Genomic DNA, 25143 nt, shown 5'->3' on the forward strand with positions numbered 1-25143 from the left:
CCAAGTTCCCCCATTAATTTAATAGATAAATTTTTATATGTTATATTTTTTATTTACATCTTGCATAAAAAGTAATTTGTTAACAAATAGTCCAATAATAACCCAACATAAGACAGTCGTAAGAGATATCTTTAGATAACTTGTTATTAAAAATCTCTCGAATAATTGAAGCATTAAAACACCAATAAAAAATGCAAATAATGTTCTAAAATAATAATCATTAGTTTGAATTTTTACTTTTTTTGCAAGTAATCCTATTAACACGATTAGACTAATAAATAATAAAACTCCTATCAATCCTGATTGATAGAATATTTGTGCATAAAGGTTATGTATATAGCCATTGTTAGTCTCAAACTGAAAGTTATTCCCAAGTCCAGTTAGAGCTGCATTTGAATTTACCACCTCATTAAAAGAATCCCCCCATATCCTGCCTCTACCTGAGTAGAGATTTTTATTTGTATATTTTTTTGTAATATCATTTAAAAATATACCAAGTTTAGTATTTTTCATTAAGACATAGGTAAGCGTGAAAGTTATGTTTAGTACGATTGTAGAAACAATTATTGGGAAAATATATTTCTTTATTTTACTATATAAGCAAAATACAAGAAGCACTGATATTAAAGCTATGATTGTATTTCTGGAGTTTGAACTATATATAACTGCTATCAAAATTAGCATAGAATATATATTTATAAATTTTATAAAAAAATGTGATTCTTTCATGGTAATAACACAAAAAAATAACAACACAAAAGCTGTAGAAGCATGCAAATTATTCATTGTATTATCTGAGAATAACCCAGGTATAAACAAAGTAGAAACTAGAGCAACACATATAGCCCACATCGGGAATATAAAGAAGGTTTGTTTAAATACACTAATGAATATAAATAGCAAGTATATTATTGCCAAAAAAATCATATATTCTGGCAATCGTTCTATTTGATTATTAATGTTTACAATGTAATACACAAAAAATATTGTTGCGGAAGAGATAATAAGAACTGAATATTTAGTTAAAAACATTTGTCTATTAAAAAATAAATAGAAAGCACTAATAATAATAATGATGATCACAGGACCAATTAATGAGCTTCTATCCATGAAATTAAATTCGGTAACCTGCACTGCCATTACAAAAACCCAAAGAATTAACATCAGATTCAGAATATACTTAGCTAAATTATCCTTATCTCCGAGACCTTTATGCATGTCTTTCCAACTTTCTTATCAATTACTAATAACGTCTTTTAACTTATTCTTTCTGTTAGCAATCTTTAAAAGTGCTTCTTTCAAATTATCCTTAGTTAATTGGTTAAACTCATTCGTTACGTTCTCAACAGTTTCTTTGTTAACGCCATTGGTCTTTCCAATATAAATCTTATCAAACACTTGTTTAGGGTAAACTTCATCTACACTTAGAAGTTCTTCAAACATTTTTTCCCCTGGTCGTTTACCAGTATAGTTAATCGAAATTTCCTCTTCCGTGAAACCCGATAATTTAATAAGATTCTTGGCTAAGTCGACTATCTTTACCGGTTCACCCATATCTAAAACAAATATTTCTCCACCGCGTGCTAGTGTTCCTGCTTGAATAACCAGACGTGATGCCTCTGGAATTGTCATGAAATATCGTGTCATTTCTGGATGAGTAACTGTAATAGGACCACCTTTTTCAATCTGCTTTTTAAATAATGGGATAACACTTCCACTACTTCCTAATACATTCCCAAATCTAACCGCAACGAATTTGGTTTTGCTCTGGAAACTAAAATCCTGGATTACCATCTCGGCAATTCGTTTTGTAGCACCCATCACATTGGTGGGATTTACCGCTTTATCAGAAGAAACTAGAACAAATGTGTCTACTCCAAATGCGTCAGCTGATTCTGCGACATTCTTTGTACCAAGAACATTGTTCTTTACTGCTTCATGTGGGTTATACTCCATTAGAGGCACATGTTTATGTGCTGCAGCATGGTATATCGTTGTCGGCTTATGTTCTTTCATTATTTCAAACATGCGGTTCCGGTCTTGCACATCACCAATAATAGGTACAATTTCTATTCCCATATTGCCAAACTTTTCACGAAGCTCCATTTCAATGGTATAGATACTAAATTCACCATGACCCACAAGTACTATTTTACTAGGTGTGAACCTCATAAGCTGTCTACAGATTTCCGAGCCAATCGACCCGCCCGCACCTGTTACCAGAATGGTCGTATTAGTTACATTTTCAGATATCGCATCAATATCTAATTCAACCGGTTCCCGTCCTAGAAGATCCTCAACCTCAACATTTTTCAGCTGACTGACTGAAACCTTCCCAGTCATTATATCCTCAATTTTGGGGATCATTTGAGTTTTAGCATTTGTTTTATTGCATTCGACAATAACTTTATTTAAAGCCCCATTACGTAATGATGGAATGGCTATTACAATATGTTCAATGCTCTTTTTTTCAACTATTTTTGATATATCTTTAACTCGTCCCATAACTGGTAAATTGTAAAGCTGCATCTTCTGTTTTGAAAAATCATCATCGACAAATGCAACAGGTTGTAACTCAGATGTGTTATTGTTGTTCTTTAATTGACGTACAATCATAGCTCCAGCTGAGCCAGCGCCAACTATGAGTGTGCGCTTTTTATTTGTTTCTTCAGTTATGTATCGGTCACGAACAATTCTCCATAAAAAGCGGGATCCTCCAATTAATATAACGTGTAGCATCCAAGTTACTACTAGCGCTCTCCTGTATATGGCAAAATCATTTACAATATATTGAACGACTCCAGCAGATACAATTGATAATGTAATTGCTTGAACTATAGCAATCAATTCTCCAACACTAGCATATGCCCAAACCTTATTATATAATTTATAAATAAAAGCCCAAAGGTGATGGAAAAATAAGAGTGCAATTGAACTAATTAGTAAAGCGGGCATTGCAAATACTGATATATCCGGATAAACAATCCATGATGCAACAAATATTGCTAAACTAACAATTAACGAATCTAGCAATATTAACAAAGACATCCTTAAGCGATAGGTCAAACTAGCCTCTCCTTTCGGTATTTCTTGATGTATTGGAGTGTATATTATAATTATATTTAAATGATTAAGTTATAGTTTTTGTCGAAATTAGTCTTACATATTATAACACTTTTAGGCATACAAAAAAACAGACCCTGTTTAATTCATTTCGGTTGCCAAAATCCTCGCAAACTAAATCCATCTATGTATATAATACGAAATACCCATTTTTGAGTCGAAATCTGTATTTCAGTATACTCCCATGTACAAAGTTAGGCAAGAACAAATTTACTTTTTTCCACCTAATTTTTACCGAGAAAATATAGGTTATTTACTTCCTACTTCCCTACTATATAAAAAAAGCTATACAAAAAGATGTATAGCTTCACTAAAACAAACCTAGAATTTTTTTCTTTTTAATATTTATTGGCTGACTCCTAATGACTGTTTTTCCTTCAATTAAAAGTTGACTGTTTTCCATAAACTGATAGAATGTCTCAGACCCATACTCATTACGTAGCATTTGATATGCTTCATATAAATGAAAATCCCTTGTTGTCGTGTTATGTGCGTCAGATGCTATAAAGTGGGTCAGGTTAGCATCAATCAATTTATGTGATATTTTCTGTACATTTTTTCCGAGGTTGCCGACAAAACTGGCTGCAGTAATTTGTGTTAACGCTCCAGTACGAACAAAGTCATATAAAATAGAGGGATGTTCAATAATTCTTTTGTTTCGTTCCGGATGTACAATGATTGGGATATATTCTGCCATTTGGATATCAAATAGTAATTGCCTCGTATATCGAGGTACCTCTGAAGTAGGTAATTCGACAAATATATATTTTGTATTTCTGTTTAATGGAAGAATATCTTCACTAGTAAGATCATTTAATAGATCTCCGTATATTCGTGGCTCTTGCCCTGGTAAGATTGTTAAAGGGATATCAACTTCCATTAGTTTGTTATTTAAGTGCTCAATATTGCGCAATATACTTTCTTTATTATTTGTATACCTGCCATTATTGTGATGCGGTGTGGCGATAATGGTGTGTATACCCTGATCAACTGCCTGTTTAGCCATTTCAATACTTTGTGGTAATGTTGAAGGTCCGTCATCAACGTTAGGCAATATGTGACAATGTATGTCAATCATTTATATCACACCTCTCTGCTATTAGTTTATACCATAATAATAGTAGTTCTGTGATTCCTTTTGTTCACGATCATTCAAAATAGTACCAAGTAATTTTGCCTTGCCAGGACTTAGTAATTCTACAGCTTTTCTTGCTGCCTCATTTTCCGTATGTTTACTACGTACTACAAGAATTGCCCCCTGACAAATATTTGTTATAATCTGCGCATCAGTAACTGCTAATACTGGAGGGGTATCAAATAATATAACGTCATATAGTTGAGACGCCTCGTTAAGCATTTGCTTCATTTTTTTTGATGCTAGTAATTCGGATGGGTTAGGTGGAATCGGACCACATGAAATAATATCTAGGTTATTGATTTCACTTGTTGAAATTGCCTCCTCCAGCGATATATCACCGACTAACATATTGCTTAATCCCCTTAGATTATCTAGTCGAAATGTATAATGCACCGTGGGCTTCCTTAAATCTGCATCAATAAGCAATACTTTCTTTCCTTGCTGTGAATAAACAACAGCTAAATTTGCCACTGTTACCGATTTCCCCTCACCTGGACCGGAGGACGTTACCATTATGGACTTTAATTCCTCATCAACCGATGTAAATTGAAGATTCGTGCGAATAGTTCTATACTGCTCAGAAACTGGTGATCTGGGATTTTGGTTTGTAATTAGGTTTCTTATTTTATTATTACTACCCCTTTTTCGAGCCATACAGTCGCCTCCTATCTGAGCGGTTTAGTGTTGGTTTAAAACGTTTCTGTTGTACATCCCCATCATTTATATGTGTAATCACTCCAAGTACCGGGAGATTTAATGTATTTTCAACATCTTCTTCTGACTTTATAGTGTTATCTAGATACTCTAGTAGAAAAGCCGTTCCAACACCTATCATTCCTCCTAATACTACTGCGATAGCGATGTTGAGCATAGGCCTTGGACTAACAGGAGAAGGGTTCTCCTTCATTTCTGCTTCCGATAAGGTGTGAACATTGTCTACGTTCATCAAATCAGGAATTTTGGTCTGGAAAATCTGAACAGTAGTATTTGCTATCTGTGTTGCTAGATTTGAATTTGTATCTGTTACAGTAACTGTAACAACTTGTGAATTTTCCTCGTTTAAAACATTGATTTTATTTTGTAGTTGTGTATCTGAGTAGGATAGGTTTAATTCTTTAACAACCTCCTCAAGAATAGCAGGGCTTTTAATAATGATATTATATGTATTAATAAGTTCAACATTTGAACGGATATCGTTAACATTATAATTAGTGCTTTTATCCTGTTCGCTTTGATTTACGATGAACTGAGAACTTGATTCATATGTTGGTGTGAGAAAAACATAACTTATTATTGTACTTATAATAGCCGCCCCAATAATGAACGATAGAATTAATAGAAACTTCTTTTTGATTACATCGAATATTTCTTTAAGGGATATAGTTTCTTCCATGGTGTTCCTCCAGATATATAATTTGCTTATAAGTTTTAAGTACCCTGCTTTAGGGATAAATAATCATTTACTTTAAGAACAATTCGAAATAATGAAGTTCTTTTTGGGTGTGGAATATATTTGCCTTAACAAACAGACTACTACCTTACCTTGGCATAATAGACAAAAACGTGACACATAATTAAAATATAATTTAGAAATGTTAAAATTTTACTACACATTTTCATGAAGAAAATGTAAAATAGGTTTTATGTACTTTGTATAAGGATTTTGACCTAAGTTTAAGAGAAAATGGCTTTAATATTGTGGCGTTGTTATTACATATTTTGTTGAATCAGTCAGTCTAGAAGGTCATGGTGAAATTACGGACGATGGTCTGTGGTATTATGCAGTGGATGATAAAAGTATTAACAGTGTGCAAATCGAATTACGTGATAATCTGAATTTATAATCAAATATAGATGGTTTTGCTGAGAATGATAAGCAAAAAGAGGTATATTAAAAAGCTAGTGTGTGCCACTAGCTTTTTCTGAACATTATACGAACCATAAATTCAAACACTTTCAAAATACGCTTTAGTCGAAATGGTTGTTTCAACAATCGGTAAAGCCATTCAAGATTAAGTTTGATCCATATTTCAGGTGCGCGATTAACCTCACCAGCAAGAACATCAATACTGCCTCCCACTCCCATAAATATTCCCTTTTGGAATTGTTCACTATGCCTGGCAATCCATAGTTCCTGCCTAGGAAGACCTAAAGCTACAAAAACGATATCAGCATTAGCGTTTTGAACCTTCTCTACAAGTTCTTGGTCATCCAATTTAAAGAAACCGTGGTGACGTCCAGCAATATTTATATTGGGAAATCGTTTTTCCACTTCCAATACAGCTTTTTCATTAACCTCTTCTCTTGCTCCTAAGAAGAAACAACGTAATCCTTTATTATTGGCGTATTCGAGCAAATCTAGCATTAAATCGTAACCAGCTATTCGTTCCTGAAGTGGTAGTTTCATATATTTAGCTGCCATTAAAATACCTGCACCATCTGGGACAACATAATCTGCTGAATGAATCGCTTGTTTATACTGTTCATTTTCGTGTGCCTTCATAACAATCTCTGGATTAGCTGTAACGATAAATTGCTTATGTTCATTCATTAAGCTTGGATAGATATGATTTTTCAAGAATTCATTTTTAGTGATATTTATAAAATTAACATTCATAATTTCAACTGTTTCTAACTGATTACTCATATTTTGCAACCTTTCCTGATTTCATTCGTCTAATATATATGGGTTTCAAATTTTAATTTGAAATATTCTTCTAATAAGAATGTAATAAAAAAAGAATTTACTAAAAAGCCTATTCATAGTAAAATAAAGAATAGTTTTTCGTTAAGTGAGTGTAAAGTTTTTAAAGACTTTTGGATTATGATATCATTAAATGTTTTATTTTCCTAATAAACATATACTATATATAAATTACGTACAAAAGGGGAATTTTTTTATGTCTGAAAAATCAAGACTTATAAGGAGAAATAAGAAACGTAAACTTCGAAAACGAGCCTATTTTATACTAATACCAGTTATCATAGCATTTATCGGCCTGTCATATGGAGCGTATTTGTACGTGAAAGCCGATACTGTATTATCAGATTCCTACCAGGAGGATGGCAAAGAAAAATCAGACCTGCGCGAAAAGGAAGTTGATCCTAGTGAGGACAATGTTTCTATTCTGATTGCTGGTGTTGATGCTAGTGATGTCCGCAGTAATTCGAACAGTTCCAGAACGGACACACTAATGCTGGCAACTTTGAACAAGGAAGATAAAAGTGTGAAAATGCTCAGTATCCCGAGGGATTCATACGTTTATATTCCAGAAGTCGGCTATGAAACAAAAATTAACCATGCTCATGCTTACGGTGGTATGGATGCAACAGTTAAAACAGTAGAAAACCTAATGGATATTCCAGTCGATTATTACGTAAAACTTAATTTCGAAGCTTTCATCGATGTTGTGGATGCAGTAAATGGAATTACAGTTGATGTTCCTTATGAACTATATGAGCAAAATTCAAAGGACGTAGCTGGGGCGGTCCATTTGTTACCTGGAGAACAGGATCTAAATGGGGAAGAAGCACTTGCACTTGCTCGAACCAGAAAATATGATAGCGATATTGAACGTGGTAAACGACAACAGGAGATTATTAAATCCGTGATTAAAAAAGCTGTTTCAATTGATTCTATCTTAAAATATGACAATATAATTGAGGCTGTCGGTAAAAATATGGCGACAAATATGACATTCAGTGAAATGAAAAGCTTTATTTCATACGGGACAGGCGGAGGAAACCTTGACTTTGAAACCTATACCCTTGAAGGTCGTGACTATCAACCAGGTGATACGTACTACTGGCAATTGGATGATGTTGCATTAACTGAAACAAAAGAAATGTTTAAACAGCATCTTGAAATTGATAACTCTACAACCGCTTCTGACTCAGATGAGACTTCTACAGCAGCTGGAGACTCTTCCAGTTCATATTAAGCAGAAAGCTGCTAGCCAATTAGGCTAGCAGCTTTCTTTTTTTTATGATCTATGCTTGATACCTTTTATGAAATTCGTTAATGGTTTAAATTCACTATTAATCATTTCAAGATTTTCAATTAAAATTTGAATTGCTAATAATGAAATAGAAAAGATTAAAATGGATCCCCATACTGTTGTCATTGAAAATAGTATCGCCGATAAACTGAACATAGTACTAAGCGCATAAATGAATAACACTGTTTGTTTATGGGTGAATCCAGACTTCACTAACCTATGGTGCAAATGCGAGCTATCCGGGCTAGATAATGGTTGTTTATTAATATGCCTTCGCACAATCGCAATTAACGTGTCTGAGATTGGTACACCTAAAATAAAAATAGGTATAATAAATGAAATAATAGTTACATTTTTGAACCCTAATAAGGCTAACACTGAAATCATGTACCCTAGGAAAAGTGCACCTGTATCACCCATAAATATTTTTGCCGGATAAAAATTATAACGTAAAAACCCTACTGTACTGAAAAATAAAATAAGAGCCATTGTAGCCACATAAACGTTTCCCATAATAACGGCCATTCCAGCTATCGTAAAAAGCGCAATAGCTGATACACCTGCAGCTAATCCATCCAAACCATCAATTAAGTTAATCGCATTCGTAATTCCTACAATCCACAGAAGTGTTACAATTGAACTCAAAAAACCAAACTCAATCTGTCCACCAAACGGCAGGTTAATAAATTCAACTTGCAGTCCTCCCCAAAAGACAACTAATGATCCCACAGCTAGTTGAACTATAAATTTAATTCGTGGCGACAAATTATAAACATCATCAAAGAAGCCAAGCAAAATTATTATAAGAGCACCACTAATTATGGGGATGTGATACTCACTTGCTGGCTGAAGTATAAGTAGCCCAATTATAAAACTAATGAAAATAGCTAAACCACCTAATGTAGGTATCGGAGCAGCATGTATTTTTCTGTGATTTGGTTTATCTGTAGCATTCATTTTTAATGCAAATTTTATAAACATCGGCGTGATGATTAAGGAAACAAGCATCAATAAAAAGGCTAAGAGTACAATCTTTATCATTTAGCCCACCTCAATTGTTATATCTTACTAATAGACGTCTCATGTGTTAAAATGTTTCATACTCAAATATATATTATATACTTTTTTGATAGAGCTTGCTACCATAGATACTAAAATAATCCTTCTTGTAATTTACCCGTTCATGAAAAAAATAATGCATCCCTGTATTATGTTATGATTTACTTAGAAAACTGTAAGGAGTGTGTACAACATGACACTAAACTTCGCCCATCGCGGCTCGTTGACTGAAGCACCGGAGAATACGTTACCTGCTTTTAAGAAAGCTATTTGGCATGGTGCTAAGGCACTTGAGCTTGATGTACAGCTGTCAAAAGATAATCACCTAATCGTATGTCATGATCACAAACTTTCTCGATTTAATAAAGATGCGGAAGGACTAATAAAAGATTACACGTTGGAAGAAATACAGCAAATTGATGTTGGAGAAACCTTTAGTGAAGAATTTAAAGGCGTTACCCTTCCTACGCTTGATCAAGTTCTACATATCTGCCCGGCAGATTTACTGCTGAATATCGAAATAAAAAATATACCGGTAATCTATGATGGTATTGAACAGATTCTGCTTAAGACGCTTCATGAACATGACCGTCTAAACAATCTTGTTATTTCCTCTTTCGATCATGTAGCATTAAAAAAAGTACAGGAAATCAACTCAACTATCCCACTTGGGATGCTGTTCTATTATCGCATTCTAAATCCATGGGATTATGCTAGCGCTAGCGGATTGAATATTCAAAGTATCCATCCGAACCAGATATATGTTGATCAAACGTTTGTTCAATCCTGTAAACGAAATGGATATGATATCTATCCGTTCACAGTTAGTGACCAAGAAAGATATAAAGAACTATTAGAATATGGAGTGGACGGTGTGTTTTCCAACAACCCGGAAATATTTAAAAGTTAACTAAAATTTTATCAATATTAAAAGGAATCTTATGAATGCATATTTTGCCTTTTATAAAACCCCCTTATGCCTTGGGCTGCAATCCTTATTAGTAAATACCTAAGTTGCACTTCTGCAGTTGAGAAAGTATAAATACTTTCTCAACTGCCAAAAAGCAAGTTCAACTTCAAACTTTACCTTTTACTTCTGAGGTTCACTTTGAATAATAATCAGGGAGTTCAATACCTTCCCTCTGAGCTAACTTTTTATTATCTTCCCTGTAATAGTTATTAATCTTGTCCTGCAATTCCTCACTTAATTGATATCGTTTATAATGTATTTTAAAACTCAGCTTATTTTGCAAGAAAGTCTTTGGAGATAAAGTGATTGAATTTTTTTTCTTACCCATTAATTTTTTCACTAATTTCTTACTGTATTTTCTTTTTAGTTTAATCTTTACTTCAGGTATTTTACCGTTTGGATTTTTCTTCGTTTTAAACAGTGAATTAAGTCTCCTGGCCATTTTTGCTTGAAATACACCGTAACTCCTGTTCAATTGTTCGTTACTGTATTTAGGTACCTTTTCTACACCCATATAGTTTAATAATTGTAATAGGTATTCATTTTTTTCCTTTTTGAAATTTTCATAAATAAATACAAAATAATTTTCACCAAACACTCGCTCGACACTATCTAAATAGTTATTATATAGATAATGTTCAAATACACCATGCTTCTCCAAATCGTTAATATACTCTTTTTCTTTCTTATTTGCTCCTTGATGGAGAAATTCAATATATAGCGAGGTCATTATATCTACTTGTTTTCTAATACCGACTATTAAGTGTACATCATAGAGATCCTCTGGAAATATCCTCCGAAGGTCTTTAAGTATACTGAAAGCACTTTTAGATTTCTTTTGAGAAAAAGGGCTCCCTGTTAATCCTTCATATGAAATTAATGTAGGAACCTCTTCAGACCCTTTTTTATCAAAACTTTTTCTAAGTCTTAGAACATCATCATCACTTAATTTTTTTAACCTTACTTCTGTAAAGAGATCTTTCGCATGTGTTTTACGGATTAGTTTAAGATCTTTTAATCTTGGGAATACATTCCATTGCAAAAAAGTTGTAGCTGTTTTATGAAAGCCAACATGTAAGTATATCGTTTTTTTCAATCGTATTCACCCTTATAATTGTTATTATATTTAGAAATATTAGGATTCAGCTTTGCCAATAGTAGAGAACCTATTCTCTCTATAATTAAATAAAATCTAGTACATATTGTAGCAAAAAAACAAACAAAAATATAGGATTAATAAATTCGGCTTATAGCAAAGTCTTAGTTGGTAAATATGCTGTAAGAAAGAATTTATACTTTCTTTTTTAACTATCTACGAAGAATTAAGGCTATTCTACAACTAATATAGAATAGCCTATTCCCATATAACTTTATTTTGTTCTTCGTTTTTTAATGAAAAATAACAATCCTATCAGCACTAACACTAAGAAGCCAGCCACCGCATAATATGTGATGTTATTATCTTCAGTATCACCTTCAGATTCCAATTTTGTATCTTGGCCACTCTGCGCATTATCAGTAATTTCTGTTAAGGGTACTGCATATACATTTGAATCCTGACTTCCAACAAAAAGTGTATCATTGATTATAATAGGTCCTGATGGTGCAAGCGTTCCGTTTAATTCTTTCTGACCAACAACATTTCCATTCTCAGAATCAAGTGCATAAACCATGCCTTTTGTATTCGAAAAATAGACTACGCCATCCTTAGCAACTGGTGGAGCTTTCATAACTTCATTTTCATACTCCCAAAGCTTTTCACCTGACTTTAAATCGTATGCATAAAAAGTTTTTGTAATAGGACTGCCGACAAAGATTTTGCCTTCATAAATAATCGGTGCTCCAGATTTATTATTTTTAACAAATTCTCCAGTGCCTAAGGTTTTCTGCCATATTATATCCCCTGTTTCAGCATCCAATGCATATAGCCAATGTTCTGGGTTATCACTATTTCCTGTTAGAGCAGTAGTTACAACTATGTTGTCAGAAACCGCCGGAGGTACATCATCTAACCCAGCAAATACTTCAGGAAATTCTGTCTGCCATTTAAATTCCTCGTTCGTTAAATCATAAGCAGAAAATGTAAAAGGTAATGGTCCACTTCCGCCAACGTATAAAGTATCATTCGTTATATTAGGGGATGACATACTAACAGTTGATCCAATTTCTATTTTCTCCAAAAGATCGCCTGATGCAGGATCTAATTTATATAAATGTTTGTCCCCAGTTGCAACATAAACAGACCCTTCATAAAAGGCAGGCGTCGGCATTACTTCACCTTTAGTATTATACTTCCAAAGAATATCGCCAGATTCAGCATCCAAGGCTAGAACGCCGCTTTCTTCGGTTCCACGAATTCCATCACCTTGAAAGAAACGATTTCCGAATCCAACGAAAACTTTTCCATCATGGTAAATCATTTCCGAATGAACCCAATTTGGGGCTTTATTTTGCCATAGCTTTTCCCCAGTTTTAACATCAAATGCGAATAAATCTCCTGAATTATGGTTACCTACAAACATTTTATCTCCAGCAACAACAGGAGTAGCTCTTATTTGTTCCGCTGTTTGATATGTTTGGTATTGCAATGAATCAGATCCGTTGTCAAACACTGCATTTTTTTCACTGTTTAAACGATATTGATTCCATTCTTCTGGGCCAAAGCCTTCTGCTGCTACAAGAGAAGGTGAAACGCTTATGGCTAAAATAAAAACTAGGAAAACGTTTATATACTTGATAATATTACCCCTTCCTTAAAGATTAGTTAAACGGGTAGTATACTACTCGTCTAATTCTTTCAGATGATTATGATGAATCCATATTTCTTGATCATTTAATATTCCACGATACCATAAATTTCTTCCTATTTTTTCTGTTTTATCTACCTTAAACTTACTATTTTTTGCTAATTTTAGGTCATGAACAACCTGGTTCTTTTTTCCTCCCCAAGGTCGGTCATATCCTGCTCCCTCACCTCTTATATAAAAAGTTTTAACGTCATTATCAATAACTACATCAAGACGACTGGAAACATCAGATTCTTTCATCCAACCAATAACACCTGATTCCGCACTTGGCTGATTACTCAATAAATAAAAATACTCTTCACGATATATTGCTTGTTTTTTAATATAATAGGCACTGTCTTTGAAAGCTTCTGTCGGTTGAGGCTCATTAAGGCTGTAGGGACTTTTATAAATATAGGATTCTCCGCCTCTAATATGCCCCAGACGGCTTATTGGCTCTTCTATATAGTTTGTGTCATTCTTAATTTTCGAATTAGCTACACTTTGCTCCCATTCCCCAAATAAATTATTATTTGACGAATTATTCTTTAAAACATTATTTTTATATTTTTGTCTTTCTTTTTTGGACATTTTTTTCCACTGAGATAAAAAGTCTTCATACTTGGGAATGATATCCTCGACACTTCCAAAGTCCTTAACCTTTCCATATTCAAGCCAGAGAATCTTATCACAGAATTGCTTCATTTGCCCAATAGAGTGGCTAACAAAAATCATCGTCTTGCCTTTTTCTTTAAATTCCTTCATTTTATTAAGACTTTTTTCGGCGAAGGCTTTATCACCAACCGAAAGTGCTTCATCAATGATTAAAACATCTGGGTCAATGTTGACAGATATTGCAAACCCAAGCCTTGATTTCATACCGCTAGAATAGGATTTAACTGGCTGGTCAATAAAGTTATCCAGTTCTGAAAACTCAATAATTTCAGGTTCCAGTTTTTTTATTTCCTCTTTATTAAAACCTAACATTAAACACTTTAGCTTAATATTATCTCTGCCCGTCAGATCATTTTTTAGCCCTGCAGCAACAGCAATCAATGCTACTTGGCCATTTACATCAATAGTTCCAGCTGTTTCTGGAACTATCCCCGCTACAATATTTGATAAAGTCGATTTCCCTGAACCATTTATCCCTATAAACCCTACAGCATCACCTTTTTCAGCTTCAAAGTTAACATCCTGTAAGGCATAAAAATCTTTCCCATAGCCCCTAGGGGTTACAAGATCTAGAATTCGTTCTTTCATGCCATTATATAATTTGTATTTTTTTGTTACACCTTTGACAATTATTGCTTTTTCCATATCATCACAAGCCCTTTATAAATAATCAATAAAATGTTTCCTGAATTTAACATGAATCTTTGCACCAAACAGGAATAATACAATTACTAATCCCCAGAAAAACAGCGTATATTTCCAATACGTGATAAAGTACCAATCTACCCCAAATAAAGCATAACGATATCCCTCTATTAGGTAATGCAGTGGATTTAACTGCATTAAATTCATTAGAGTCTCAAAGTCACTTAACAGAGTTAATGGCCATAACACCCCAGATAAATATAACATCATCCGTAAAGTTGAATTTAAGAACACGTGCACATCTCTAATAATAGTAGATAAAGTTGAAGTTATAAGAGATATAGCAAAAAACAAGCAGAATGATGCAAAAATAAAATATAGAAGTTGCAGATAGTAAATGTTAACAAAGTAGCCAAAGAATTGGAGAATAGCAATCGTTATTCCTAGCATAACCAAATGGACATAAAATCTTGAAAATATCACAAAGTTAGGGATGATGCTCATAGGAAAATTCATTTTTGATAACATTCGTAACCTTGTATAAATAGATTTAGATCCTTGAATCGTAGACTGGTAAAAGAAAATCCATAAGAAAAAAGCTGCTAACAGCCAGGCAAAAAACGGCACATTTTCCTCACCAACTTCAACTGCACCCCGAGTTCTCAGCGTACTAAAAACAAACCAATATATTAAAATTTGGATAGCAGGGCTTATAATTTCCCATGCCATCCCCAAATAATTATTGCGATTTTGACTCTTTAATTCATAAAGAGAAAGTCTTCTTATTAAATAAAAATACTCTATTTGTTCTTTTATAACTGTAATAACAGATTTCATACGTATACCCTTTCAATTCTTAACATGAATTTTAACGCTACTAAATTATACAAGCATCGTTCTAAAATAACAATAGTAATTAAGCCTATCCTTTCGAATAAGCCTAATTACTATCAAACACCTCATTTACCACACGTTTACTGGCATTACCATCTTCTAAATAACAAAACTTATTGTAAAATGCCTCGGTTGTTTCTGAAGGGATAAAACCATTTTGTTCAATTTGCTTGATCTCAGACAGTAACCCTTCTGTTGTTTTTACTAATGGACCTGGAGCTTTCTTTTCAAAGTCAAAGTAAAAACCTCGTAAATTATCCCGGTAGTCATCAATATCATATACGAAAAACATCATCGGTCGCTTTAAATTAGCATAATCAAAGAATACCGAAGAATAATCTGTAATTAGCATATCAGATATTAAATATAACTCTCTAATATCTTCATGTGAAGAAAAATCGTAAACGAAACCTTCATATTCGGTTAGATCCAGATTTTCAGCTACAAGATAATGTAGTCTCAGTAATATAATATAGTCCTCGCCCAGTTCGTCCCTTAACTTGTCTAAATCCATTTCTAAATTGAATTTATATTTTCCTCGTCCATAAAATTGATTATCCCGCCAAGTCGGCGCATATAAGATGACTTTTTTATCCGTTGGCAAGTTAGAATTCTTTTTTATCTGTTGTATGGTTTCCTCATTATTAGAATTAATTAAAAAGTCATTTCTAGGATATCCAGATTCAATCATTGTCTTATTAAATTGAAAAGCTCTTCTAAAAATTTCTGTAGAATAAGCATTTGGTGAAACTAAATAGTCCCATTTATTCGTTGCTTTTAAGAAGTTAGTTTTATATTTAGTTGTGTTTGTACCTGGCATATGCACCTCATCCATGTCTGTTGCCAATCTTTTCAGTGGTGTTCCATGCCATGTTTGCAAATACGTTGTATGGTTAGGTTTTGGAATCCATAAAGGTAATCGGCTGTTAGATACCCAATAGCCAGCTCTTGGCATTACTAAAAGCCATTTTATTGAAAACCTTCTTACATAATTCACATTTTTATCCTCAAAATATTTAAGATGTCTTCGATCAACACTCCAATACATATTATATTCTGGATATTCTTTTAACATATATTCATAAATTGCTCTTGGGCTATCGCTGTACTGTTTCCCTAGAAAACTTTCAAACATTACTGATTTTTTTCTCGCAGGAAGTTTACCTAACATATAAAAGGCATATTTATACAGGTATTTTAACTTTTCACCTCTTCGTATTTTTAACCAAACGGATTTTGTATTTTTGACCACTTCACTCTTAAAGTTGTACCTTGCTATTTGGAACGATAAGTATGAAGATTCTTTTGTCGGCTTAACTATTACTTTCATTTTCTTGTTATCGTGGGGAATTATTCTTTTGATCGGGAATTCTTTGCTATTATGATCGAGACGAATTCGTGTGCTTCTTATTGTTTCAAACTCTCCATGGTGTTTATAAGTCATTTGCAGATAGAATTTCAAAAAGACAGTCTTCTCCATATTAAAGTAATTCGAGAAGTTGAACTGGCCTTTAATCCCACATCCCAACAACTCCTCGTTCCCGTCATATTTATCATAAATATCTTTTCTGCTAAACCTCTCAACAGGTACTTCATATTCATTCTCATCATTATAGATAACAATTAACTTTAAATCACTAAGCTCGTACTCATTCGACTTATATAACGGAGGGAAATTGAAATAACCAGAAAAAGAAAACTCATTTTTTTCCAGACTCACCGTATCTATCTTTGAGTATAAAAAATATTCATTCAATCTAAAAGATATTTTACCTTTGTTACTAGTATATGGATAAAACATCCTATTTAAATCCGGAAAAAGAATTGTCAAAAAACGAATATTATCATAATTACTTTTCACCTTGTTTTTCTTCAAGTCTTCCCCTTTTCTTTGATTCAAATATAAATCCCATATATCACTTTCCAAAAAAGTTTCCGAGTTCTCATGGAAGGGAATAGATAGTTTGAAGATTATATATTCATCTATTTTGTCTATAATAGAAGAACTGATATATATAATTTTTTCGGTTTCACGTTCTTCCAAAGAAAAATAGTATTCGTCATAATCCTGCAAAATGTTTTCTTTCAGAGATACTTTGATTTCGTATTTATTATCATTTAGAGTTATATCCAATACTTGGTTATTATTAGGCGTTGACATGTTGTGAATAAACCCCTCTCATGTATAAATCAATTATAAACAATATTATATAGTTGTGCTTATTGATTTTCAAACTTTTTATTAATATAATCTTTTATGTAACTCCTTGATATTATTCTGTTATACTAAATACACTTTAGAAATAAAGAAAGGAATAATTTTTATGAAACCAACAATGTTCTTTTTAATTAATTCAATCGACATACTTCGAGGAGGACTAACACGAGCTTCATTAAAACAGGCATCTTTCTTTGCCGAAATGGGTTATGAGACCTATATGCTGACTTTTAATTTTAATCCAAAATACCCAATAATTCGAGATAAATTGCTTGAAATGAATAAGGTACATAAAAACGTGACAATCCTAAACATGTATGAAGAACTCGAAGGTTATGACGAGCCTTTAACACTTACTATTCCGTCAAAGAAAGCCTCATTAACTGAGTTATCAAACGGAATGTCTATTGATAAAAGACACAAACGCAATGCCTACAGAGTTTATAATAATGGGTTATATGTTAAATATATCTCTTTGAACGAAGACAATTCATTGGATTTTATAGATTACTTTGATGAAAATCGTTATCGCACAAAAAGAGAAGTCTATGATCCTTGGGGTAACTTGAAAAAGGTAGCATTCATGAATTTACTTCTTAATAAACCAAATCAATTAATTTATTATGATAACGAAGGAAGAGCATATTTCTCACAATGGAATGATCCAGAATCTGAAATTATTCAAAGGGTTAACATTTTTAACAAAAATTCATCAATTACGCACACGTATGCTAATGATAACGTTACACATAAACTTGACTGGTTAACCAAAACTATTAATAAGTTGGGTGGAGAAAGATCCGTTGTTATCTCTGATACTAGAAGTACTGATGAAGTTTTAATCAAATTGGACCATCCTAAAGCTGCAAAAGTGTGGAGGTTACACAGTAGTCATCTGGATTCACCATTTACTGTAGACGCTAACATAACTCCTGCAGTTAAGCCCGCACTTGATAATTTAGAAACTTTTGATGCAGCAGTTTTCTTAACAGAAGAACAAAAGAATGATGTGACTAAGCGACTAGGTGAGAAGTCAAATTTAATGGTAATTCCTCATTATCACGAGGAATCTACTAAAACTATTAAGTCAAATAATGAAGATAATAAACTAGGTGTAGTAATAAGCAGACTATCTTCTTTAAAACGCCTTGACCATACAATAAATGCATTTAAATATGTAGTGGATGAAATACCAGATGCGCGATTGGAAATTTGGGGTACTGGGAATCAAGAGTCAAGCCTTAAAAAATTAATAAAAGAATTAAACTTAAAAGAGAATGTTTACCTAAAAGGCTATACTCATAATCCTGATGAAATTTATCAAAAAGCGCTATTCTCAGTTATGACATCAAAAAAAGAAGGGTTTGCTCTTTCTGTATTAGAAAGTATGTATAATAAAGCACCTGTGATAAGCTATGAAATAAAATACGGTCCTACTGATATGATAGTAGATAATGAGAATGGATATATTATTGAAAATGAAAATATTGAAGAACTTGCAAATAAGATGATTTATATGTTTAAGAACCCTGATAAATCAAGAGAAATGGGAGAAAAATCAAGAAATTATATTGATAAACACTTTAACAAAAATATTTATAAACAAAAATGGCTCGATGTAATAGACGCAGCTATTACAACAAAATTTCGTTCATAAAAATTTTTAGAAAACCGGCAAACGCCAAGCCTTAATGACGAGTACCTTAGCTGCTCTTATGCAGTATTTATACTTTCTAAATTGCTAAAAAAGTTCTACTCAAATTATGAGTAGAACTTTTTAAATGGTTTTTTCATTTTAAGAATGAGCTATGCATCCATACCGTTTTGCCATCCAGGTTACCACGGTACCATGTATTGCTTCCTACTTTTTCTGTTAAATGTACATTAAACTTCTGATTCTTGTAATTAGATAAATCATACACCAGATCCTTAGAACCACCCCAGGCTTTGCCAAATGCATTGCCGCTTCCTTTGATAATAAAGGTCTTGGACTTCCAGTCAACACCCACATGAGAGTGAGTAGACATATCAGATGCTTTAACCCAGCCTAATAAACCATTTGTACGACTTGGTTGCGTACTTATTAGATAAAAAGTTTGTCCATTAACGGATGCTTGTTTTTTAATGTAATAAACTGCATTTGTAAAATTGCCGGCAACCGGTAGATTTGATGATAAATTATCTAAATCTGGATACATGCTGGCATCATATCTAAGATGACCAAGTTTACTTGTATTACTAGTATTACTATGTGAATTATCTACGTGCGATGTCACATATGATGAATGCATCCAAACAACTTTTCCATCCAAAATACCGCGATACCAAGTATTACTACCTACTTTTTCTGTTAAATGAACTTTAAATTTCCGATTCTTATAATCTGATAAATCATACACTAGATCCTTAGAACCGCCCCAGGCTTTACTGTAAGCATTTCCGCTTCCTTTGATATAAACCGTTTTGTTTTCTCTATCAACACCAATATGAGAATAAGTAGTCATATCTTTAGAATTTATCCACCCTACAACTCCACTGGTTTTGCTTGGCTTTTTGCTGATTAAATAGTAGTTTTGTCCATTTATTTCTGCCTGTTGCTTAATGTAATAGACTGCATTCAAATATTTATCCGAACTGAAAGAAGATGTTTCATCAGTGATGTCTTTATATATTGTTGTACCACTATGGATGTGTCCAAGTTTACTTGTATTGCTTTTCTTAATCTTGGTAACATAACTGGAGTGCATCCATACAGTCCTTCCATCCAAATTCCCACGGTACCAAATGTTGCTTCCAACTTTTTCTGTTAAATGAACATTAAATTTTTTATTCCTGTAATCTGATAGATTGTATACTAAATCTTTAGAACCACCCCAGGCTTTGCTATACGCCTTTCCGCTTCCTTTTATGATAAAGGTCTTGGATTCACTGTCGACACCAACGTGAGAGTGAGTAGACATATCATCTGCACTAACCCAGCCCATAATTCCATTTTTTTTGCTTGGTTTTGTGCTAATTAGATAGTAAGTTTTCCAACTTACTCTTGCTTCTTTTTTAATGTAATAAACTGCATTTGTAAGTTCTGTTCCAACTTTTTTGGATGAAGCATCATCAACTAAGCCCTCGTATATCTTTACATTAGAGTTGCTAAGATGACCAAGTTTGCTTGTTCCATTTTCTTTTACTAAGTAGCTAGCATGGATCCATACTTGTTTTCCCGCTAAAGTTCCCCTATACCATTTATTGCTTCCCACCGATTCTGTAAGATTCACATTAAAAGTTTTACCAGAATGAGATGATAAATCATATACTAAGTTTTTAGATCCACCCCATGCTTTATTAAATGCTTTTCCATTACCATGGACTTTAAATGATTTACTCTGACTATCTATTCCACTATGAGTGTGTACACTCATATTCTTAGCATTAATCCATCCTATGGCGTTATTGCTGCTTGGTTCTCTATTAATTAAATAGTAGCTTGTTCCGTTTAATTTTGCTTCAGCTTTAATATAAAATACTTCATTTGTGTTATTGGATCCGACTTCCCTATAGTTGTCAAGATTCGTAGGGTCACTATAGATACGGGCATTATTAGAATTAACATGACCAAGTTTACTAGTATTTGGGCCTCGTTCTCTGACTTTCTCTTTATATTTTTTCTTAACTAACTTAACGTAATCATTCCATTTATAGCCCCATTTATCAAAATAACCATGCGGATCCACATGGGTAGTGCCCCCCAGATGCTCCCTAACAGCATCATGAGACCATAAAGTTCCAATTCCGTCTTTTTCAGCGTTTGTAACGCCTAAATTATAGTTATATAGAATGGTTGCTATATAATCTGAGTAATTATTGATAGACTTTGCAAATTTATCAAATGAGTTAACCTGGACTAACTCTACATGTACAAAGCGCTCATTCGCATACCGTCCTGCTCCCCACGCTGCTAAATTAGTGGGATGGATTTCAATTATATTCGTATCATCAACAAATGCATGAACAAATGCATTTTCATGATTCCGACCCATATAGTTAATTTCCTCTTTTATATTAGAGCCCTCATTAGCAGTTTCGTGGGATACAACTCCCTCTACCGCACCATATCCGTTACGATAATTAAATTTTGTAAAGTCACTATTATGATCATAATCTATCCTGTCTACAGACATATTCCTGATATAGTCATTCACATCTGGATATCCGGACATTATAGAGAAAGGTTTTTCTTCTGGCGTTTCACCTGTATCATGATCGCTTTTAAATTCTCCATCTCTCCAGCCTTTTGGTATGTATTTAAGTTCTTCTTCACTTAGTTCACTAATGTCTTCACCGTATACGTTCGTCCCGTCTTGTACTTCTGCATCACTTTTATCATCTGTATTTCCCTGTGCTAATAGATGTAATGGGAACATAAAAGAAATTAATAATAAGGCAACAACTAAGATGACTGTTTTTTTCATAGTACCCTCCTGTATATAAATCTTAATTACTATTATTCTATTATCCATTCTAATATCGGTAGATTCATAATAGGTTTAAAGAGAAAGATATGTATTATTTTAAAGAAATACACACTACCCGCTGTGGTGCGGATAGTGTGTTAAAGATTTCTATTTATAAACCGGAATATCAAGTTGTAACGTATATGAACCTAAGTCTTGGTAAAGATCATACATTGTATATACCTGTTTTGATGCCCAACCTATATCTGTTGCATACTGGTGTCCGTATGATCCTTCAGTAGCCATATATTCAGGATTCCACCGCATTTTATATAGTGTGTTTTGTACTGTGTTATAACTATTCGATCCTTTTATATAGTTGTTTCCTATAAATTTGGCACCACCAATAATTGCTTTGGCAGGTGTATCCCAACCTTCATCATAGGCTTTTTTAGCACCACATGTTATTGGGCAACTGTCAAACGCATGAACCCCATAAACGTTGTAAACAGTTTCACCCTTATACTCAACGCCTTGTGCCAATGTTGAGTCACCATGCCCTGTTTCTAGAATAGCATGTGATACTAAGTAAGCGTCATTAATTCCATAAATATTGCCTGCATCTATAAACGCTTGACCTTCACCTGCTAAGGTTCCTTTTCCTTCTAGAAAGTTATTCAATACAGATTTTGATGCACCGCTAGACCTAGACAGATCAAGGAACTGAAATTTTTCTACTTCCTTATCTAAAAAGTTATCTGGGTTCAGATTATATTTTACATCTGCTGGTCTAGCACTAACCCACTGTTGATTATCATAATGTTCTATAACATACCATCCATTAAACTGATCAATAATGTTAACAGTAGTACCATTAGCTAAGCTTCCAACCTTACCGTAGTAAGTAGCTGGACCAGTTCTAACATTAAGAGAACTTGCTGTTACTTTGCTGTCTTTTATATAATCCTTAGATACATAAGCATAATCTTTATCTGTTTGTGGATTACCTTTTAATTGGATATCTACAGCTTGATTTAAAGTTAAACCATTACTTTTAGTAATAAAGGATCCATGAATCCAAGCATTTTTACCGTTCAGAACGCCCCGATACCATGTATTCCCCCCAACGTCTTCTGTTAGATTAACTCTAAAACTTTCTCCAGCAAAATTGGATAGGTCATCATATACTAAATCCTTAGATCCTCCCCATGCTTTACTATAAGCATTTCCAGAACCCTTAATATAATAAGTTTTGGTATAGCTATCAAGCCATGTATGGGGATTTGTACTAATATCTTGAGAGTTAACCCAACCAACCAATCCTTTTGTACTGCTTGGTTTATTGCTTATAAGGTAATACGTTTGTCCATTAATTACAGTTTGTTCCTTAATATAGTAGACAGAATTGATGTATCCATTTTTTGCTTTCTTTACGTTTGATTGATTATGCAAACCTGGATATATGTTTGCATCATATCTAAGATGGCCTAGTTTGCTTGTGCTGCTCACTTCCTTGGTTGTAACATATGATGAATGAAGCCAAGCAGTTTTTCCATCCAGGGTTCCGCGATACCATGTGTTTCCGCCTACTTTTTCTGTTAAATTAACTTTAAAAACCTGGTATTTATGTTCGGAAAGATTTTTATATACTAAATCCTTGGATCCTCCCCAGGCTTTACTATACGCACTTCCGCTTCCTTTTACATAATAAGTTTTAGTTCTACTATCTATACCAATATGAGAGTGTGAAGACATGTCAGTTGACTTGACCCAGCCTATTACTCCTCTATTACTGCTTGGTTGCGTACTTATTAAGTAAAATTTATCTCCATTTTCTTCAGCCTGTTTTTTAATGTAATAGACTGCATTATTAAATGTACCAGCTGCTTCTACATAAGATGACAGATTGTCTAAATCGGGATATATGTTGGCATCGTAACTAAGATGGCCGAGTCTACTAGTGCTACTCGAATCATTATGTGAATTATCTACCTGTGATGTCACGTAAGATGAGTGCACCCAAACGACTTTGCCGTCCAAATTACCGCGATACCATATATTCCCACCTACTTTTTCAGTTAGATGAACTTTAAATGCATTGTTTCTATATTTGGAAAGATCATATACCAAGTCTTTGGAACCGCCCCATGCTTTACTGAAAGCACTCCCGGAACCTTTTATAAAGAAAGTCTTGGATTTTCTATCAACTCCAACATGTGGATTTGTAGACATATTACTAGCCTTTATCCAGCCAACTACTCCACTTGTCCTGCTTGGCTGTTTACTAATTAAATAGTAGGTTTGTCCACCTACCTTAGCTTGCTGTTTAATGTAATAAACTGCATTCAAATACTTTTCAGAGCTAAATGATGTTGAACCATCCATAATACTTTTATAAATTGTTGTTCCACTATGAATGTGTCCAAGTTTGCTTGTATGACTTTTTTCAACTTTTAAAACATAACTTGAATGCACCCATACTGTCTTTCCATTCAGATTACCGCGATACCAAATATTGCCGCCTACTTTTTCTGTTAAGTGAACCTTGAATTCTTTGTTCTTATAATCAGAAAGGTCGTATACCAAATCTTTTGAACCGCCCCATGCTTTACTATAAGCATTTCCGCTTCCTTTAATAATAAATGATTTGGATTTCCAATCCACGCCAACATGAGAGTGAGTAGACATATCACTTGCTTTTACCCAGCCAATCACTCCTTTTGTGCTGCTTGGCTGTTCACTAATTAAGTAGTAAGTTTGCTTATTTGCTTTTGCTTGTTTCTTAATGTAATAGACTGCATTAAGATAGTTTGCAGAGCTAAATGATGAATTGTCATCGCCTATTGTTTCATAGATAGTTGCGCCACTATGAATATGGCCAAGCTTGCTTGTACTTTTTTCTTTAACATCTAAACTTTTGAGTGTAACAGACTTTGATTCAAATGTAGCTGTTTTTAGCTCTTCTTTTTCTTCTGTACCATCTTCACTTGTACTGTCTGTAGCTTGGTCTTCCGTTGTGCTCTCTTCAGAGCCATCTTCTGTTGTGCTCTCTTCAGATCCGTCTTCTGTTGTGCTCTCTTCAGAGCCATCTTCTGTTGTGCTCTCTTCAGAGCCATCTTCTGTTGTGCTCTCTTCAGATCCGTCTTCTGTTGTGCTCTCTTCAGAGCCATCTTCTGTTGTGCTCTCTTC

The 25143-nt window shown here is 33.6% G+C and carries 17 protein-coding genes; 3 read left to right on the forward strand and 14 right to left on the reverse strand.

Annotated elements, in window-relative coordinates:
- Positions 1–33: 33 nt before the first annotated feature.
- From J2Z82_RS17195 to J2Z82_RS17220, 6 genes are all read right to left on the reverse strand, one after another.
- On the reverse strand, positions 34–1218 hold the full coding sequence (locus tag J2Z82_RS17195; RefSeq protein WP_209482045.1) for an O-antigen ligase family protein: 1185 nt from the start codon (positions 1216–1218) through the stop codon (positions 34–36).
- Positions 1219–1236: 18 nt separating this feature from the next.
- The gene (locus J2Z82_RS17200) at positions 1237–3066 is read right to left on the reverse strand and encodes a polysaccharide biosynthesis protein (RefSeq protein WP_209482046.1); all 1830 of its coding nucleotides are present in this window, start codon (positions 3064–3066) and stop codon (positions 1237–1239) included.
- A gap of 367 nt (positions 3067–3433) precedes the next feature.
- Positions 3434–4201, reverse strand: coding sequence for a tyrosine-protein phosphatase (locus J2Z82_RS17205; protein ID WP_209482047.1), 768 nt, complete (start codon positions 4199–4201; stop codon positions 3434–3436).
- A 21-nt stretch (positions 4202–4222) separates the two neighbouring features.
- On the reverse strand, positions 4223–4915 hold the full coding sequence (locus J2Z82_RS17210; RefSeq protein ID WP_092491522.1) for a CpsD/CapB family tyrosine-protein kinase: 693 nt from the start codon (positions 4913–4915) through the stop codon (positions 4223–4225).
- A complete protein-coding gene (locus J2Z82_RS17215) occupies positions 4896–5654 on the reverse strand; it encodes a YveK family protein (protein WP_209482048.1) in 759 nt (252 codons plus the stop codon). The genes J2Z82_RS17210 and J2Z82_RS17215 overlap by 20 nt, the downstream gene beginning before the upstream one ends.
- A gap of 519 nt (positions 5655–6173) precedes the next feature.
- On the reverse strand, positions 6174–6908 hold the full coding sequence (locus tag J2Z82_RS17220) for a WecB/TagA/CpsF family glycosyltransferase (protein WP_209482049.1): 735 nt from the start codon (positions 6906–6908) through the stop codon (positions 6174–6176).
- 253 nt (positions 6909–7161) lie between these two features.
- On the opposite strand from J2Z82_RS17220, the gene J2Z82_RS17225 reads away from it, so the two are divergent.
- Positions 7162–8202 carry an LCP family protein gene (locus J2Z82_RS17225; RefSeq protein ID WP_209482050.1) on the forward strand — a complete coding sequence of 347 codons (1041 nt, stop codon included), beginning with the start codon at positions 7162–7164 and terminating at the stop codon, positions 8200–8202.
- Positions 8203–8244: 42 nt separating this feature from the next.
- Here the strand turns inward: J2Z82_RS17225 and J2Z82_RS17230 are convergent, their stop codons facing one another.
- Positions 8245–9300 carry a glycosyltransferase family 4 protein gene (locus J2Z82_RS17230; protein WP_209482051.1) on the reverse strand — a complete coding sequence of 352 codons (1056 nt, stop codon included), beginning with the start codon at positions 9298–9300 and terminating at the stop codon, positions 8245–8247.
- A gap of 211 nt (positions 9301–9511) precedes the next feature.
- Between J2Z82_RS17230 and J2Z82_RS17235 the strand changes: the two genes are divergently transcribed.
- Positions 9512–10228 carry a glycerophosphodiester phosphodiesterase gene (locus tag J2Z82_RS17235; protein WP_209482052.1) on the forward strand — a complete coding sequence of 239 codons (717 nt, stop codon included), beginning with the start codon at positions 9512–9514 and terminating at the stop codon, positions 10226–10228.
- Between the two features lie 193 nt (positions 10229–10421).
- Here the strand turns inward: J2Z82_RS17235 and J2Z82_RS17240 are convergent, their stop codons facing one another.
- From J2Z82_RS17240 to J2Z82_RS19645, 5 genes are all read right to left on the reverse strand, one after another.
- Positions 10422–11384 carry a hypothetical protein gene (locus tag J2Z82_RS17240; RefSeq protein ID WP_209482053.1) on the reverse strand — a complete coding sequence of 321 codons (963 nt, stop codon included), beginning with the start codon at positions 11382–11384 and terminating at the stop codon, positions 10422–10424.
- Positions 11385–11658: 274 nt separating this feature from the next.
- A complete protein-coding gene (locus J2Z82_RS17245) occupies positions 11659–12876 on the reverse strand; it encodes an outer membrane protein assembly factor BamB family protein (protein ID WP_245251773.1) in 1218 nt (405 codons plus the stop codon).
- Between the two features lie 192 nt (positions 12877–13068).
- The gene (gene tagH, locus J2Z82_RS19725) at positions 13069–14394 is read right to left on the reverse strand and encodes a teichoic acids export ABC transporter ATP-binding subunit TagH (RefSeq protein WP_209482054.1); all 1326 of its coding nucleotides are present in this window, start codon (positions 14392–14394) and stop codon (positions 13069–13071) included.
- Between the two features lie 15 nt (positions 14395–14409).
- Entirely contained in the window at positions 14410–15231 is an 822-nt protein-coding gene (locus J2Z82_RS17255) for an ABC transporter permease (RefSeq protein ID WP_209482055.1), read from the reverse strand.
- A gap of 103 nt (positions 15232–15334) precedes the next feature.
- Positions 15335–17449 carry a CDP-glycerol glycerophosphotransferase family protein gene (locus J2Z82_RS19645; protein WP_209482056.1) on the reverse strand — a complete coding sequence of 705 codons (2115 nt, stop codon included), beginning with the start codon at positions 17447–17449 and terminating at the stop codon, positions 15335–15337.
- A 163-nt stretch (positions 17450–17612) separates the two neighbouring features.
- Between J2Z82_RS19645 and J2Z82_RS17265 the strand changes: the two genes are divergently transcribed.
- Positions 17613–19163 (forward strand): glycosyltransferase, encoded by a 1551-nt coding sequence (locus J2Z82_RS17265; RefSeq protein ID WP_209482057.1) that lies wholly within the window; start codon positions 17613–17615, stop codon positions 19161–19163.
- A gap of 133 nt (positions 19164–19296) precedes the next feature.
- Here the strand turns inward: J2Z82_RS17265 and J2Z82_RS17270 are convergent, their stop codons facing one another.
- Both J2Z82_RS17270 and J2Z82_RS17275 read right to left on the reverse strand, forming a co-directional pair.
- Positions 19297–21972, reverse strand: coding sequence for a GW dipeptide domain-containing protein (locus J2Z82_RS17270; RefSeq protein ID WP_209482058.1), 2676 nt, complete (start codon positions 21970–21972; stop codon positions 19297–19299).
- 150 nt (positions 21973–22122) lie between these two features.
- Positions 22123–25143: N-acetylglucosaminidase (locus J2Z82_RS17275; protein WP_209482059.1), on the reverse strand; the 3021-nt coding region annotated here is incomplete at its 5' end.

Origin of the sequence: Virgibacillus litoralis (assembly GCF_017873675.1) — a bacterium.
GTDB lineage: Bacteria > Bacillota > Bacilli > Bacillales > Amphibacillaceae > Lentibacillus > Lentibacillus litoralis.